At 69.9% G+C, this 15,836-nt stretch carries 13 protein-coding genes and 6 pseudogenes; 9 read left to right on the forward strand and 10 right to left on the reverse strand.

All coding sequences use genetic code 11. The features are described 5' to 3' along the window. The 3 genes and pseudogenes from AB1285_RS18980 to AB1285_RS18990 all read right to left on the reverse strand — a co-directional run. Window positions 1-514 (reverse strand): YgfZ/GcvT domain-containing protein (locus AB1285_RS18980; protein ID WP_429977654.1); only part of this gene is annotated, 514 nt, incomplete at its 3' end. Continuing rightward, window positions 400-1,137: a hypothetical protein gene (locus AB1285_RS18985; protein ID WP_429977648.1), complete on the reverse strand. Its 738-nt coding sequence runs from the start codon at window positions 1,135-1,137 to the stop codon at window positions 400-402. The genes AB1285_RS18980 and AB1285_RS18985, both read right to left, overlap by 115 nt. 12 nt (window positions 1,138-1,149) lie before the next feature. After that, window positions 1,150-1,750: pseudogene (locus AB1285_RS18990) on the reverse strand (FABP family protein). A 516-nt stretch (window positions 1,751-2,266) separates the two neighbouring features. On the opposite strand from AB1285_RS18990, the pseudogene AB1285_RS18995 reads away from it, so the two are divergent. From AB1285_RS18995 to pstB, 8 genes and pseudogenes are all read left to right on the forward strand, one after another. Further along, window positions 2,267-2,927: pseudogene (locus tag AB1285_RS18995) on the forward strand (winged helix-turn-helix transcriptional regulator); the annotation flags it as partial. Window positions 2,928-2,997: 70 nt separating this feature from the next. Further along, window positions 2,998-5,165, forward strand: a pseudogene (locus AB1285_RS19000) (RNA degradosome polyphosphate kinase). After that, window positions 5,162-5,404, forward strand: a pseudogene (locus AB1285_RS19005) (NUDIX domain-containing protein); the annotation flags it as partial. The pseudogenes AB1285_RS19000 and AB1285_RS19005, both read left to right, overlap by 4 nt. A 413-nt stretch (window positions 5,405-5,817) precedes the next feature. Continuing rightward, window positions 5,818-6,150 carry a hypothetical protein gene (locus AB1285_RS19010; protein WP_429977649.1) on the forward strand — a complete coding sequence of 111 codons (333 nt, stop codon included), beginning with the start codon at window positions 5,818-5,820 and terminating at the stop codon, window positions 6,148-6,150. A gap of 238 nt (window positions 6,151-6,388) precedes the next feature. Beyond that, complete coding sequence (locus AB1285_RS19015; RefSeq protein WP_187662093.1) at window positions 6,389-7,492, forward strand: phosphate ABC transporter substrate-binding protein PstS; 1,104 nt, start codon at window positions 6,389-6,391, stop codon at window positions 7,490-7,492. Window positions 7,493-7,663: 171 nt separating this feature from the next. Continuing rightward, complete coding sequence (gene pstC, locus AB1285_RS19020; protein ID WP_429977655.1) at window positions 7,664-8,584, forward strand: phosphate ABC transporter permease subunit PstC; 921 nt, start codon at window positions 7,664-7,666, stop codon at window positions 8,582-8,584. A 1-nt stretch (window position 8,585) separates the two neighbouring features. Beyond that, entirely contained in the window at window positions 8,586-9,683 is a 1,098-nt protein-coding gene (pstA, locus tag AB1285_RS19025; protein WP_292794903.1) for a phosphate ABC transporter permease PstA, read from the forward strand. A gap of 29 nt (window positions 9,684-9,712) precedes the next feature. Then, window positions 9,713-10,492: a phosphate ABC transporter ATP-binding protein PstB gene (pstB, locus tag AB1285_RS19030; RefSeq protein ID WP_025104291.1), complete on the forward strand. Its 780-nt coding sequence runs from the start codon at window positions 9,713-9,715 to the stop codon at window positions 10,490-10,492. 1,249 nt (window positions 10,493-11,741) lie between these two features. Here the strand turns inward: pstB and AB1285_RS19035 are convergent. Next, a complete protein-coding gene (locus tag AB1285_RS19035; RefSeq protein ID WP_429977656.1) occupies window positions 11,742-12,395 on the reverse strand; it encodes an aminotransferase class IV in 654 nt (217 codons plus the stop codon). Between AB1285_RS19035 and AB1285_RS19040 the strand changes: the two genes are divergently transcribed. Further along, complete coding sequence (locus AB1285_RS19040; RefSeq protein WP_429977657.1) at window positions 12,321-12,614, forward strand: hypothetical protein; 294 nt, start codon at window positions 12,321-12,323, stop codon at window positions 12,612-12,614. The two genes, AB1285_RS19035 and AB1285_RS19040, sit on opposite strands and share 75 nt — an antisense overlap. A 189-nt stretch (window positions 12,615-12,803) precedes the next feature. Here AB1285_RS19040 and AB1285_RS19045 read toward each other — a convergent pair. From AB1285_RS19045 to AB1285_RS19070, 6 genes and pseudogenes are all read right to left on the reverse strand, one after another. Continuing rightward, window positions 12,804-13,442 (reverse strand): annotated as a pseudogene (locus tag AB1285_RS19045) (DNA-directed RNA polymerase subunit beta). Further along, entirely contained in the window at window positions 13,363-13,644 is a 282-nt protein-coding gene (locus AB1285_RS19050) for an anti-sigma factor domain-containing protein (protein ID WP_429977650.1), read from the reverse strand. The pseudogene AB1285_RS19045 and the gene AB1285_RS19050 overlap by 80 nt, the downstream one beginning before the upstream one ends. 299 nt (window positions 13,645-13,943) lie before the next feature. Further along, window positions 13,944-14,081, reverse strand: a complete 138-nt coding sequence (locus tag AB1285_RS19055; protein WP_429977651.1) for a hypothetical protein — start codon at window positions 14,079-14,081, stop codon at window positions 13,944-13,946. A gap of 160 nt (window positions 14,082-14,241) precedes the next feature. Then, window positions 14,242-14,842: pseudogene (locus tag AB1285_RS19060) on the reverse strand (sigma-70 family RNA polymerase sigma factor); the annotation flags it as partial. 32 nt (window positions 14,843-14,874) lie between these two features. Next, window positions 14,875-15,027, reverse strand: coding sequence for a hypothetical protein (locus AB1285_RS19065; protein WP_429977652.1), 153 nt, complete (start codon window positions 15,025-15,027; stop codon window positions 14,875-14,877). Window positions 15,028-15,614: 587 nt separating this feature from the next. Then, window positions 15,615-15,836 (reverse strand): hypothetical protein (locus AB1285_RS19070; RefSeq protein ID WP_429977653.1); only part of this gene is annotated, 222 nt, incomplete at its 5' end.

The following is a 15,836-nucleotide window of genomic DNA, read 5'->3' on the forward strand; positions in this document are numbered from 1 at the left end:
CCTGACCGGCGCCCGTCAGCTCAGACTCCGGCGTCGCGGGATCCGGCGCTGTGGGACGGCGGGACAGCCGCGTCAGTCGCGGCACATCCGCGGTGGCGCCCGCGTCCGCTGGCACGATGATCTGCTGGGACGCGGCGATGTCGATCCCTTCGGCGCGGACGACGAGGTCGCCGACGGGGGCGCGGCGGGACAGGAGAGCGAGGGCGATCGGCCCGTCCTCGTGATGCCGCGCGGAGGAGGTGATGTGCCCGACCTCGTCATCACCCGCGAACACCGGAGCACCGGGTTCCGGAAGCACGGCGTCGCTGCCGTCGAGCTGGAGCAGTGCGAGACGCCGCGGCGGATGCCCGAGGTTGTGCACCTTCGCGACCGTCTCCTGGCCGCGGTAGCAGCCCTTGTTCAAGTGCACGGCACTGCGGAGCCAGTCCGACTCGTGCGGTAACGACCGCTCGTCGACCTCGGCTGCCCAGCGCGGACGCCAGGCGGCGATCCGCAGGGCCTCGGCGGCGAGCAGCCCCGGCGACGTCCTCGCGGTCGAGGGTCCGCGGCGAGTGCGCGCGCCGCCGTCTCGGGCACGATGCCGATCCGCCAGGCGAGGTCCGCCCCGGGGTGGGAGGGCACCGCGGCGTACTGGTGGCCGCCCACGCTGATGCGCTGCCAGGGGTCGACCCACACCCGCACACCGTCGAGGCCGCGCACGCGGTCGGCAGCGGAGCCGCCGTCGACGAATCCGAGCAGCGCGAGGTCGGGGCGCAGCTCGACGGTGGCCTGGGTGCGGAACTTCATCCGTGTCAGCCACCTCGCGAGTCCCTCGGCGTCGCCGGCGTCCGCGAGGAGCCAGGTCGAGATGCCGTCGTCGAGGACGCCGGCCGCGTGCTCCACCCGCCCCTGCGGGTCGAGCACGAGGAGCTCGGTGCTCTCCCCTGCGCGCAAGCCGCTCACCGCCTGGGACGTGATGGAGTCGAGCCACGGGAGGCGTTCGGGGCCGGACACCTCGATGACCGTCCGGTCGTCGAGGGGCGCGATGGCCGTTCCGGTTGCGAGACGCCGCTGCTCGCGGAAGGGGTCGCCGAAGTGGGCGATCCCGCGCTCACCCGTGATCGCTCCGGGGACGCCGTCGAAGACGCTGCTGCTCACGGTGTGCTCCGTTCAGACGCGGGCGAGACGCGCCGAGGCGTGCGCCCGCAGAGGTGTGCCGAGGGCCGCGATGTCCCACGCCCACAGCAGGTGCCCGTCGACGAGCCCGTACATCCGCGAGGCGGAGGCGTAGTCCTTGGCACCGGCGCCGCGCACGATGGCGTCGGACGAGAGGTCGACACGAGGACCGTTGATCTCACCGACGTAGTACTCGAGCATGCCGTCCGAGCGGGCCAGCGACACCTCGAGCGGGAAGGCGCCGTTGGGCGATCGCAGCGTCTCGACGTCGTCGACGGTGCGGGTCACGGGCGTCGCCGTCGGCGGGAGCAGGGCGGGACCTGCATCGGTCGCCGCAGCCGGTCGCGCAGTCGCCAGAATCCGGACTCGGCGGTCAGCGGGACGGCGGGTGCGGCTTCATCGCCGACGAACGTGGCGGTCGCCGCGTAGTTGAGGAACGGTCCGCCGTCATGGCTGAAGCTCACGCGATGGGTGAACTCCCCCTGCAGCCGCTCCTCCCCGACGGGGTAGTCGATCACCCCGGAGCCCTCCCACACGCCGATCAACCACGCAGCGGGGCGAGGTCGGCGGGGAGGTCTGTGGGGAGCTCGATCACGATGTCGTCAGCGCTGGCCGCGGAAGAGGTTGCGCAGCACCACGGCCGAGACGAACACGATCGCGAGGCTCGCCAGGCCAGCAGGCCGATGAAGAAGATTTCGAGCGCCATGATGTCCATGACCTCCACCTTACCCCCGGCGATCCGGCTCAGGCAGGGATGAGGGCGGCCCAGGCCGAAGCCGACGGAGATGATCCCCATCAGCAGCAGGGAGCCCGTCACGCTGCTCGCGACGCGGAAGATGAAGCCCTGCGTGCGGCCGTACCAGAGCTGCACCGCGAAGGAGAGGAGCACGACCGCACCGAAGCCCACGAGCATCCAGGGGATCCGCCACTCCTCCGGAGCGAAGATCCCGATGACGATGCTGCCGACGAACGCGGTCGCCCAGACCGCGATCACGCCGGTGAAGGCGTTGCGGGGCGCGAGAGCCGGTTCTGACATGTCACCATTCTTGCGCATCGGCGGCCGCTATCATGGCGGCACGGCGTCGATCCCCCCGCCGGTGAGGAGGTGCGCGTGGCCCTGGTGCTGGTTCTGACCAATGCTCCGCTCTCGGAGCAGGTGCTGCCCGCCCTCGAGCTGCTGAGTCATCGCACGCGGCAGATCCCCGCCGAGCCGGCCCAGCTCATCAACGCCCCGGAGTACGACATCGTGATCGTCGACGGCCGTCACGACCTCGTCGGGGCGAAGTCGCTGTGCCGTCTGCTGCGGGCGACCGGGCAGGATGCGCCGCTCCTGCTCGTCGTGACCGAGGGCGGCATGAGCGCACTGTCGGGCGAATGGGGCATCGACGATGTGCTGCTGTCCACCGCCGGCCCCGCCGAGATCGACGCCCGCGTGCGCCTCGCGCTCGCCCGACGGGACGAGGTCGCGGAGCCGGCGCGCGTGCAGGCCTCCGGGGTCACGATCGACGAGCAGTCGTACTCGGCGAAGCTGCACGGGCGACCGCTCGACCTCACCTACAAGGAGTTCCAGCTCCTGCACTTCCTCGCGACCCATCCCTCGCGGGTGTTCACCCGTGAGCAGCTGCTGAGCGAGGTGTGGGGGGTATGACTACTTCGGCGGTACCAGGACCGTCGACGTGCACGTGCGGCGGCTGCGCGCCAAGCTCGGCGATCAGGAGCAGATCATCGGCACGGTGCGCAACGTCGGTTACCGCTTCAACGTCTACGAGGACGGACAGCCTGGTCGGCTCGCGCTGACCGCTGTTCACACGTCCGACACCTGCCGGTGCTTAGATGTACCCCATGATCGATCCCGCACTCGCCGACGCCGGCCTCGGTGACGCCGAAGACGACCGACTTCGACGACGCCGTCGAGGCGCCGGACTCGCAGCTCCCCGACCACCGCTATCTGGACCGCGAGCTGAGCTGGCTCGCGTTCAACCAGCGCGTGCTGGAGCTCGCGGAGGATCCGTCGCTGCCGGAGCTGGAGCGGGCGAACTTCCTGGCGATCTTCGCCAGCAACCTCGACGAGTTCTTCATGGTGCGTGTCGCCGGACTCAAGCGGCGCATCATGACCGGTCTCGCCGTGCCGACCAACATCGGGCGCTCCCCCGTCGACGCCCTCGCCGACATCTCGCGGGAGGCCCACGCGCTCCAGCTCCGCCACGCGGACGCGTGGACGACGCTCGTCCGTCCCGCTCTCGCCGACTCCGGCATCGAGATCACCGAGTGGTCCGATCTCACCGACGACGAGCGCCGGGCGCTGTCGGACTACTTCGGGGCGCAGGTCTTCCCGGTGCTGATGCCGCTCGCGGTCGACCCGGCGCACCCGTTCCCGTACATCTCCGGCCTCTCCCTGAACCTCGCCATCCGCATCCGCAACGCGCGGACCGGCCGGCAGGAGTTCGCGCGACTCAAGGTGCCGCCCATGCTGCCGCGCTTCGTCGAGGTGCCGGGCGGCGGCGAGATCAAGCGCTTCCTGCGGCTGGAGGAACTCATCGCCAACCACCTCGGCGACCTCTCCCCGGCATGGAGGTGCTCGACCACCACGCGTTCCGCCTCACCCGCAACGAGGACGTGGAGATCGAGGAGGACGAGAGCGAGAACCTCATCCAGGCACTCGAAGCCGAGCTGCTGCGTCGTCGGTTCGGCCCTCCGATCCGGCTCGAGATCACCGATGACATGGACGATGTCACCATGGACCTGCTGGTCCGGGAACTCGACATCACGGACCTGGAGGTCTATCGCCTCCCTGGTCCCCTCGACCTGCGCGGCCTGTTCGACCTGTCGCGGATCGACCGTCCGGACCTGCGGTACCCGCCGCACCTGCCCACCACCGCCGTCGCCTTCCAGCCCGCGGGGTCGAGCAACCGAGCCGACATCTTCAAGGCGATCCGCAAGTCCGACGTCCTCGTGCACCACCCGTACGAGTCCTTCACCACGAGCGTGCAGGCGTTCCTCGAGCAGGCCGCCCGCGACCCGCACGTGCTCGCCATCAAGCAGACGCTGTACCGGACCTCCGGAGACAGCCCCGTCGTGCAGGCCCTCATCGACGCGGCCGAGGCAGGCAAGCAGGTGCTCGCGCTCGTCGAGGTGAAGGCGCGATTCGACGAGGCGAACAACATCGTGTGGGCGCGCAAGCTGGAGAAGGCCGGCGTGCACGTGGTGTACGGCCTGGTCGGCCTCAAGACGCACTGCAAGCTCGCCCTCGTGATCCGCGAGGAGGACGGCAAGCTCCAGCACTACTCGCACGTCGGCACCGGCAACTACAACCCGAAGACCAGCCGCATCTACGAGGACTTCGGGCTGTTCACCGCCGACGCCCAGGTCGGCAAGGATCTCACGCGGCTGTTCAACGAGCTCAGCGGCTACGCGATCGAGAAGAAGTTCAAGCGTCTGCTCGTCGCCCCGCTCCACCTCCGCAAGGGCCTCGTCGGCTGATCGACGCGGAACGCCGGATCGCCGAGTCGGGAAAGCCCGCGCACATCCGCATCAAGGTCAACTCGATGGTCGACGAGGAGATCATCGACGCGCTGTACCGCGCCAGTGCCGCCGGGGTGAAGGTCGACGTGTGGGTGCGCGGCATCTGCAGCCTGCGGACCGATCTCGACGGGATCAGCGACAACATCACGGTCCGCAGCATCCTCGGCCGCTACCTCGAGCACTCCCGCATCTTCACGTTCGAGAACGACGGCGACCCGCAGGTGTACATCGGCAGTGCCGACATGATGCACCGCAACCTCGACCGTCGCGTCGAGGCCCTGGTGCGGGTCACCGACCCCGCGCACCTCAAGGAGCTGACCGCCTTCTTCGACCTGGCGATGGACGACCAGACCTCGTCGTGGCATCTCGGCCGCGACGGAGTGTGGGAGCGCCACGCCGTGGATGCCGATGGCAAGCCGCTCGTCGACCTGCAGGATAAGACCATGGGGATGATCCAGCGACGTCGTCGGGCGCGGGCGGTTCGATGACGGCGCGGCAGGTCCAGCTCCCGGCGTCCGCGGCGGACACGAAGTGGGCGGACAAGGCCGTGTACGCGGCCGGGGCCGTCGTGTGGCGTCTGGTCGACGGCAAGCTGCGCATCCTGCTCATCCACCGCACCAAGTACCGCGACGTCACCCTCCCGAAGGGCAAGGTCGACCCGGGCGAGATGCTCGCGGAGACCGCCGTGCGCGAGGTGCACGAGGAGACCGGCATCCGGGTGGCACTCGGCGTCCCCGTCGGGATCAGCCGCTATCACCTCGCGTCCCGCAAGCAGAAGGGTCGTCCACTACTGGGCGGCCGAGGCCACGGATGCCGCGATCCGCGCCTCGACGTTCGTGCCGAACCGCGAGATCGCCGCCCTCGAGTGGGTCAGCGTGAAGAAGGCGCGTGCCGCGCTGAGCTACCCGGTGGACCTCGAGATCCTCGATGCGTTCGCGGCGCTGGTGGACGACGGCGTGCTGCGGACCTTCCCGGTGATCGCCCTCCGGCACGCGAAGGCCTGCCCCGGTCGGAGTGGGACAAGGCGGACGCGGCCCCGGCCGCTCACCGACCGCGGGAAGCGGCAGGCCAAGGCCATCGTCGGACCGCTCCGCGCTTTCGGCGTGCGCAAGATCGTCACCAGCGACGCGGTGGCGCTGCGTGCAGACCGTCACCCCGCTCGCCAAGGCCCTGGACCGCAAGCCGGTCCTCACCGAGAAGATCAGCCAGGACGCATGGGAGGACGGCGTCGCCGACCTCCGTTCCGTCGTCGGTCGCCGCATCCGTGCCGGCAAGCCCGCGGTGCTCTGCAGTCACGGCCCCGTGCTCCCCGCGCTCCTCTCGGAGATCGCCCTCGCGACCGGCACCGTGCACGGCTCCTACGTCAGCAGCGCCGCCGATCTGGAGACCGGCGCGTTCTCCGTGGTGCATGTCTCGGCGACGAACCCCGGCTCCGGCATCATCTCGATCGAGACCCACGCGCCGAAGGTCTGACCCCTCCCTCGTTCGAGTCGCTCACGTGGCTGCATCCGGGCCGGGGATGGCGCACAGTGGGCGATTCGAACGGAGGAGGCGCCCCTGGGACCCGCACAACGACGGGGATCGGCCCCAGAGAGTCGCTGGCCGTTCACCTGCCGTTCACACTGCGCGGGAGAGTCTCGTTAACCGTCGCCCCTAGCGTCACTGTGTGCCCTGCACCGGGCCCCACCCCTCCAAGATCGAAGGATCCACAGTGAAGATCTCCCGAATCGCACGAATCGGCGCCATCGGCGCCGTCGCCGCTCTCGCCCTCGCCGGCTGTGCCGCGAACGAAGGCGGAACCGGCGGCTCCAGCGAAGAGCCCTCGGAGTCCACGCTCTCCGGCACGATCGACGCGACCGGCGCGTCCTCGCAGACCGCAGCCCAGGAGGCCTGGGTCGCCGCATTCCAGACGGCCAACCCCGACGTGACGGTCAACTACGAGCCCACCGGCTCCGGCACCGGCCGCGAGAACTTCCTCGAGGGCGGCAGCAACTTCATCGGCTCCGACCGCGCGTTCAACGACGAGGAGATCGCCGCCGGCGGCTTCGGCGCCTGCACCACCGACGACATCGTCGAGGTCCCCCTCTACATCTCCCCCGTCGCGGTCGCCTTCAACCTCGAGGGCATCGACACGCTGAACCTCGACGCCGCCACGATCGCGGGCATCTTCGCCGGCACGATCACCAACTGGAACGACGAGGCCATCGCGGCCCTCAACGACGGCGTCGAGCTGCCCGACCTGGCCATCTCGCCGGTGCACCGCTCCGACCCTTCCGGCACGCAGGAGACCTTCGCCAAGTACCTCAGCGCGACGGCCCCCGACGTCTGGACCTACGAGGTCTCGGACGAGTGGCCGATCCAGGGCGGCGAGGCTGCTCAGGGCACCTCGGGTGTCAAGCAGGCTCTCACCGCCGGCAACGGCGCCATCGGCTTCCTCGACGCCTCGCAGGCGGACGGCCTCGGCCAGGTCGCCGTGGGCGTCGGCGAGGACTTCGTCGCCTACTCGGCCGAGGCCGCCGCGAAGCTCGTCGAGGGCTCGCCGCTCGCCGAGGGCCGTGGCGAGGGTGACCTCGTCTTCGACGTCGACCCGGCCGCTGCCGCGGACGGCGCCTACCCGATCGCCCTGGTCAGCTACCTCATCGGCTGCGAGCAGTACGAGGACAGCAACGTCGCGGAGCTCGTGAAGGAGTACTTCACGTACGTCGCGAGCGCCGAGGGCCAGGATGCCGCCGCGGAGAACGCCGGCAGCGCCCCGATCTCGGACGGCCTGCGCGAGCAGGTCCAGGCCGCGATCGACCTGATCCAGGTCGGCTGATCCTGCCGATCCACTGACGACGGTGCCCCCCGCGTCCCCGAGCGGGCGCGGGGGCTCCGCCAGGTCAGCACCCGATCCATCTCCACCCGGCCCGAGACAGGGAGATCATGAGCACGACCGCGCAGGAGCCGACAACGGCACCCGGCACCGACCCCGGCGCCGCCCACACCGATCAAGGCCAAGCAGCGCCTCGGCGACCGGGTCTTCTCCGGCACCGCGCTGGCGGCCGGCATCATCATCCTGGTCGTGCTGGCGCTCGTCGCCGCCTTCCTCGTCATCCAGAGCCTGCCGGCCTTCCAGCTCGACACCACCGACAACCACATCCTCCGGGGCGAGTCGTTCTGGGTGTACGTGTGGCCCCTCGTCTTCGGCACGCTCTGGGCGTCGTTCATCGCCCTCCTGATCGCCGCGCCCATCGCGATCGGCATCGCCCTCTTCATCTCGCACTACGCGCACCGCCGACTCGCCGCCTTCCTCGGCTACATCATCGACCTGCTCGCCGCGGTGCCCTCCGTGGTCTTCGGCCTCTGGGGCGGCCTCGTGCTCGCGCCCATGCTGCAGCCGATCTACGTCTGGCTCAACGAGAACGCGTCGTGGGTGCCGTTCTTCGGTGGTCAGGTCTCCGCGACCGGGAAGACCATCCTCACCGCCGCCCTCGTGCTCGCCGTGATGTGCATCCCGATCATGACCGCCATCTGCCGCGAGGTCTTCCTGCAGACCCCGAAGCTCCATGAGGAGGCGGCCCTCGCCCTCGGCTCCACCCGCTGGGAGATGGTCCGCATGGCCGTCCTCCCCTTCGCCCGCGGCGGCATGGTGTCGGCCGCGATGCTGGCCCTCGGCCGCGCACTCGGCGAGACCATGGCCGTGACGATGGTGCTCTCCCCCTCCGCGGTGGTCAGCTTCCTCGTGCTCACCGCCACCAACCCCACGCCGATCCCCGCCAACATCGCGCTCGCCTTCCCGGAGGCGCACGGCACCGGCGTGAACACGCTGATCGCGACCGGCCTCATCCTCTTCGTCGTGACCTTCGCGGTCAATGCGGTGGCGCGCTGGATCGTCGCCCGCCGCGCCGAGTTCTCGGGAGCGAACTGACATGACCGCCCTCACCAGCGCTCCGCCCTCCGCGAGCACCACCGCCCTCACCTCCGGCCGTCTTCCGAAGTGGGCGCCGTGGGCCCTTCTCGGCGTCTCCTTCGTCGTGTCCGCCGCGGTCTTCGGCGTCGCCGCCGCCGGGTCCGACACCCCGCTCGCCGACTTCAACGTCGCGGGCACCGTCATCGTCGGCATCCTGCTCTACATGGTGATCATCACCGTGATCTCCTCCATCGCGGAGAGCCGCCGGAAGGCCGTGGACCGCCTGATGACGGCCCTCGTCGCCACCGCCTTCCTCATCGCCCTGCTGCCGCTGATCTCGCTGCTGTGGACCGTGGTGGCGAACGGCATCGAGCGCTTCGACGCCGAGTTCTTCTCCTACTCGATGCGCAACGTCGTCGGCGACGGCGGCGGCATCGTGCACGCGATCTGGGGCACCGTCCTCATCACGCTCACGGCCACGATCATCTCGGTGCCGGTCGGCCTGATGACCTCGATCTACCTCGTCGAGTACGGCCGCGGCAAGATCGCCAAGGCCATCACGTTCTTCGTCGACGTGATGACCGGCATCCCCTCGATCGTCGCCGGTCTGTTCATCTACGCGGTGTTCGCGCTCCTGATCCGCCCTGGCATCTCGATGGGCTTCATGGGCGCGCTCGCGCTCGCGGTGCTGATGACCCCGGTGGTGGTGCGAGGCAGCGAGGAGCTGCTGCGGATCGTTCCGAACGAGCTGCGCGAGGCCTCCTACGCCCTGGGCGTGCCGAAGTGGCTCACGATCCTCAAGGTCGTGCTGCCCACCTCGATCGCCGGCATCATGACCTCGGTGATGCTCGCCATCTCCCGCGTGATCGGCGAGACCGCCCCGCTGCTGCTCACCGCCGGCTTCACGCAGAGCCTGAACACGAACATCTTCGACGGCCAGATGATGACCCTCCCGGTGTTCGCCTACAACCAGTACATGAACCAGGGCACGAGCCCGGACGCCGCCGTCGCGCGCGCCTGGGCCGCCGCCCTCACCCTCATCCTCATCGTCATGGTGCTGAACCTGCTCGCGCGCCTGATCGCGAAGCTGTTCGCCCCGAAGGTCAACGGCCGCTGAGCGCCCGACCACTCAGAATAGGAATCCACGTGTCCAAGAGCATCGAAGTCAACGACCTCAACGTCTACTACGGCAACTTCCTCGCGGTCGAAGGCGTCTCCCTCGACATCCAGCCGCGCAGCGTCACGGCCTTCATCGGCCCGTCCGGCTGCGGCAAGTCCACCTTCCTCCGCACCCTCAACCGCATGCACGAGGTCATCCCCGGCGCCCGTGTGGAGGGCGAAGTGCTCCTGGACGGCAAGGACCTCTACGGTGCCGGTGTCGACCCCGTGCTCGTGCGTCGCCAGGTCGGCATGGTTTTCCAGCGCCCGAACCCGTTCCCGACGATGTCGATCAAGGAGAACGTGCTCGCGGGTGTGAAGCTCAACAACAAGCGCATGTCGAAGAGCGAGCAGGACGACCTCGTCGAGAAGTCCCTCACCGGCGCGAACCTGTGGAACGAGGTCAAGGACCGCCTCGACCGTCCCGGCTCCGGACTCTCGGGCGGCCAGCAGCAGCGCCTGTGCATCGCCCGCGCGATCGCCGTCTCCCCCGAGGTGCTGCTGATGGATGAGCCGTGCTCGGCGCTCGACCCCATCTCGACCTACGCGATCGAGGAGCTGATCGGCGAGCTGAAGAACGAGTTCACGATCGTGATCGTCACGCACAACATGCAGCAGGCGTCCCGAGTCTCCGACAAGACGGCGTTCTTCAACATCGCCGGCACCGGGAAGCCCGGCAAGCTCATCGAGTACGACGACACCACGAGCATCTTCACCACCCCGTCCGTCCAGGCCACCGAGGACTACGTCTCCGGCCGCTTCGGCTGACCCGCACTCTTTCGACCTTCGGGCCCGACGCCTCGCGTCCGGGCCCCGAACCTGCCCCCCGCCCGACCCCGGGCCCTGTCCCCGGCCCCGTCCCCGGGCCCCTCCCCAGGCACAACTTCGAGATGCCGCGCGACACGCCGTCGCCCGGGCTCCGGCCACGGCGTGTCTCCTTCGATCTCCGAAGCTGTGCACGGGTCGTGACTCCTGCACAGATCGCGAGTCGGGAGGATCGTCCACAGACAGGTGGGCTACGAGTCGAGTCGCGGCCGGGGAGGCCGAGACGGCGCGAATGATGGCGGGATGTGCACGGGGCGAGGGACGCAGGTCTGGACGTATGCCGTGCTCCGCGCCCGGCACGGACGACGGCAGAATCGAGCGTCAGGTGCGCGGCGGCACCCTCCTCCGGGTGCGGCGCGGGGTCTACGCAACGGACCGCGCCTGCGTGGAGGTCGTGACCGCCGCCGCCCACGGCGGGGTCCTCGGCTGCGAGTCCGCAGCGCGGCATCTCGGGCTCTGGGTGCTCGACGAGCCGGCCTGCACGTCTGGATGCACCACGACCGCCACCAGTATCCGCACGAGGACTGCCGGTGGCGTGGACGCACTGGGATGCTGCGACGTCGAGCAGTGCCTTCGAGCAGCCGGGGGTGCCCCCTCGTGCTCCGGCAGATCTACGGCTGCCGAGGGCCGGAGGCGTTCTTCGTCGCTGTGGAGTCCGCCCGCCGCTCGGACTCATCGACGAGGTCGGGCTGCGCCGGCTCGGCGACCGGCTCGGAGCCGAGGGACGCGACCTCATCGCGTTCTCGCGTGCGACGCCGACAGCGGGCTGGAGTCTCTGGTGCGGCTGCGGATCCGGCGGTATGGGTGGCGCGTGCGGACGCAGGTCGGCGTGATGGGAACGGGCGGGTGGACCTCCTCATCGACGGCTGGCTCATCATCGAGACCGACGGACGCGCCAACCACGAGGAGAGCTCGCTCCGGCACCGCGATCTGGTCCGCGATGCGACCGCTGCAGGCTGGGGTCACCCCACGCTCCGCTTCGACTACGCGATGGTCCTCCATGACTGGGCCCCTCGTCGAGCGCGCCATCGTCGAGACCATGCGTCGCCGCCCCTGACCTCGGCCCAGCATCTTGCCGCCCTGTGCCGTGCACAGCTTCGGAGATCATCGAGGACACGCCGGTCTCAGGGCGGTGAGTGTCGGGGTGTCGTCCGGGCATCTCCGAAGTTGTGTCCGTGGGAGCGGGAGGACCTCAGTCGCGCGGGGAGAGGAGGTAGGTGTTGAGGTCGTCGGTGAGGGGCGGTGTCCACGGGAACCGGGCGCGCCGTCGATCGCGGTGATGGCGGTGGCGAGACGCACAACTCGACACGAGCCACGCGCATCGGCCTGCGTCAGATCGGCGGCGGGGATGCGGTCGTACCCGACTTCGAAGCCCCGCGCGAGGAGGTGGTCGTAGACGCTGAGCTGCGTGGTCCCGTGCAGGATGCCGCCGTCGGGGCCGGGGTCGTGAACCGGTCGCCGAAGCGCAGGATGAGGGAGGCCGTCGGAGCCTCCCAGCACGAAGCCGTCCGCTCGACAGGAAGATCGCGTCGTCGGCTCCGCGGCGCTTGGCCTCGCGCAGGGCCGCCATGTTCACGGCGTAGGACAGCGTCTTGGCCCCGAGCAGCAGCCAGGGGGGCGCGTTCCGCGGCGCCGAGGTCGTATCCGCGGTCCCAGGGTGACGACCTTGTACGCCGTTCCGCCGCACCGCCGCGAAGTCCGCCCCGGAGCCGCCGTGACCCACGCGGTCGGCGTCGGCCCGTGCTCGACGCCGCGGCTGAGGATCAGCTTGATGACCGACTCCCCCGCCCCGAGCTGTGCTGCGGCCTGCTGGATCCGCCTGACGCCACTGCTCCTGGTTCGGCACCGGGAGGTCGCAGAGTCGCGCCGAGTGCGCAAGGCGTTCCAGATGCGGGACGACCTCCTGCGCATGTCCGTCGATCACGCCGATGGACTCGAACACGCCATCGCCCCGTTGCGTGCTCAGCTCGCCGACGCTGAGGGCGGGGGCCGCGGCGTCCACCTGCGTGAACGTGTCGGCGTAGTCGTCACGCTGCTCGTCGGCGGCGACGGGACTCGATCATGAGGGCGAAGCGACGGGGTCATGTGACGAGCCTAGGCCGCCGGGAATACCCACCGCGTCCTCGCGTACACTGGAGTGGCCGGGCCGCATAACCCCGGGCTCCAATTTTCGCCGCTGCGAGCGGCCTTCCGCGAGAGGCGTTCTTGCGGCCCGGTCTTTCTCTGTCCGGATGCCGTCCCGACAGAGCCGAAGTCAGGCCAGCGCTCCGGTGCGCCACAGAGCCGCCGACGCCGCGAGGTCCTGGGCATAGCTGCTCAGCCGCAGCGCCCCGCGTGGTGAGCTCGCTGGCACGGGCGGGCTCCGTCGGCTCGTAGTCGTCGGCGGTGTGCGTCGCGCCGGAGGCCTGGACGCGGCAGAACGCCGCCGCGCGCTCCAGCGCCACGGCGAAGTCGCCGCGAAGGCGCCGCGCAGGATCGTGTCGATGAGCGCCACGAGCTCGTCCGGGCTCGCCGGCACCGGTGCACGGCGACCACGGCATCGGCCGACGGCAGTTCGACCCGCCCGCGGTCGTAGAGGAGGGCCGCCGTGCGCGGATCGCCGTGGATGGCGAGCTGGAGGACGTACAGGCCGCCACAGCGACCCCGGGAGGGTGCGCGACGGCGCCTTCGACCACAGTTCCGCGATCTCGTCGATGCCGTGCTCGCTCGTGAAGGCGATCAGCCGTTCGACGCTCGCCCCGCTCTCGTCCTCGCGGACGCGGGTCAGCAGCGCGGAGGCGGTGGCGTGCGCGACGCGCGTCTCCTCGGCGGGGTCATGGGCGCCGACGATGTTGTCGAAGGCGCTCGTCGGTCGACGCACGGGACGGTGGTGCTGCTCGGGGCATCCCTCCAGGGTACGCCGGACCGGGGCCACTCAGGCCGTCGGGGATGACGATCACCGGGTCGGTCGTGGGCAGTCCGGACGGCGATCCGCCCTCCTGCTCGACCGTCACCGCGATGGCATCGCCGGCCTGCATCTCGCCCTCGAGGAGCGCGGTGGCCTCCCCACCGTCGACATCGAACACGCCGGCGGCGATCGGGTCCTCTCCGCGCACGAACCACAGCTCGTACGTCTTCCGTCCGCGACCTCGGGCAGCCCATCCGTGACCAGCACGGCCTTGCCGACCGAGCCCGACCAGTGCGCGGTGGCCGTCGCACCGTCGTCGAGCTCCACCGTGGCCCTCTCTGCGCATCGCCCGCGGATTCGATCTCCTGCAGCGCGACGACGCTCTCCGGCCGGTTCAGCTGATCGTTGAGGGCGACGGCACCGATACCGACACCCACCAGGAGCGCGAGACATGCGGCGAGCGCGAACGCGAGCCGGGTCCAGCGTCGGGGCGTGCGGGGCGCCGTCTCATCGGCGGGAATCGAACTCGCCGCCGCCGGGACCTTCCGGGTCGGCCTCGGGGTCCGTGGCATCATCCTGCGGAGTCTGGGCGATCTGGGCGAGCAGGGCCGCGCGGATGCCGGCGGGCGGAGCGACCGGAGCCATGCCGTCAGCGAGGAGAGCAGCAGCCTCGGCGTCGGCGTCGTGCAGCGCCGCCCACTCCGGATGCTCGGCGAGGGCGCGTCGGTACCGACGCTCGTCGTCCGCCGACAGCGCGTGGAGCGCGGCACCTGCCGCGAGTTCTGCGAAGTCCTTCTCGTTTCATTGCCGTCACCCCCATCGCCGTGCGGAGCCGGGTCAGCCCGTCTCTCATCCGTGTCTTGATCGTGCCGAGCGGTGCTCCCACGAGCGCCGCGATCTCGTTCTGACTGTAACCAGCCGTAGTAGGCGAGGACGAGCGCCTCCCGCTGCGCCTCGGGAAGCCCCGTCAGCGCTGCGACGACCCGCTCTCCCTCGATCCCAGTTCGACCCGTTCCGCCACGCTGTCGTGCGCGACGCCGAGGTCTCGATAGCCCGCACGCACGTCCGCGTCCGCACTCGACTGCGAAGCCCGCACCCGATCCACGGCCGGCGATGCGCGATCGTCATCACCCAGGTTCGTCCCTGTCCCTTGTTCGGAGCGAACCGGGAAGCGGATTGCCAGATCTCGAGGAACTCCTCCTGCAGCGACCTCCTCGCTCTGCGCGCGTTCACGAGCACGCGGAGGATGAGGCCCGAACACACGGGAGGAGAGGGAGTCGTACAGGCGCGGCGAAGGCAGCCTGATCACCGGAGGCGACGCGGACGAGGAGGTCGGCGACAGCATCCTGCGGCGCCGCCCCGTCCTCGGGGACGTCCATCCCATCGATGACCATCTCCATAAGCATGCCGTATCTCCTCCCTCTTTCCCGTGCAGACGTCACCCGAATGTGAACGAATACACCTCGACGCCGGTGGGGACCTCGAGCGTGAACGTGCCCTTCTCGATGTCGCCCTCCTCGAGCAGGCCGTACGAACGCGGCGTTCCGTCGATCCGGATCGCCTGCTCGTTCCCGTCGGAGTCCGTGACCACGACCTCACCCGACCCCGCGACAGACCATGCGCACCTCGGCCGCGCGGTACTGCAGCCGGATCCGGCCGTCGTCTCCGGTCGGCGTCACGTACTGGGTGTTCCACGGTCCAGTCCCCCGTCCAGCGCGAAGCTGTCGTCGGGCTGGTCCATCGGGGAAGGTGAAGCTGCCGTCGCCGCGGCGGTACTCGTCGCCACCGCCCGTAGTTGACGTCCTTCGAGGAGCCGAGGAAGGTCTCCCGGGTCGTGGCCCCCACCTCGGGGGTCTCGTCCTTCACGTCCGTGGCGGCGGGAAGCTCGACGTCGGGGTCGGCGTCCTGCAGCAGCTCCCTGATCATCTTCTCGGTCGCGGCGTAGTTGCCCTCACCGAAGGAGATGTGGCGCACGGTGCCCTCCGCGTCGATGAGGTAGTGCGCGGGCCAGTACCGATTGCGGTAGTTGGTCCAGGTGGAGAGCGTGTTGTCGAGCGCGGACGGGGTACTCGATGCCGAAGTCGCGTGCGCCGGCGGCGACGTTTCCCCGGATCCTTCTCGAACGCGTACTCGGGCGAGTGGACGCCGATCACCTGCAGCCCGGCGTCCCGGTAGGTCTCATCCCAGGCCACGACGTGCGGGATGGAGCGCTGGCAGTTGATGCAGGAGTACGCCCAGAAGTCGATGAGGACGACCTGCCCGCGCAGGATCCTTCAGATCGATGGCCTCTCCGTCCGGGGTGTTGAGCCACTGCTGGATCCCCTTGATGGACGGCGCCGTGCCGCAGGACTCCAGCTCCGTCGCGCCGTTCGTGCACTCGTCGAGGTCCTTGTTCTCCTC

The organism is Microbacterium sp. NRRL B-14842 (genome assembly GCF_050470785.1).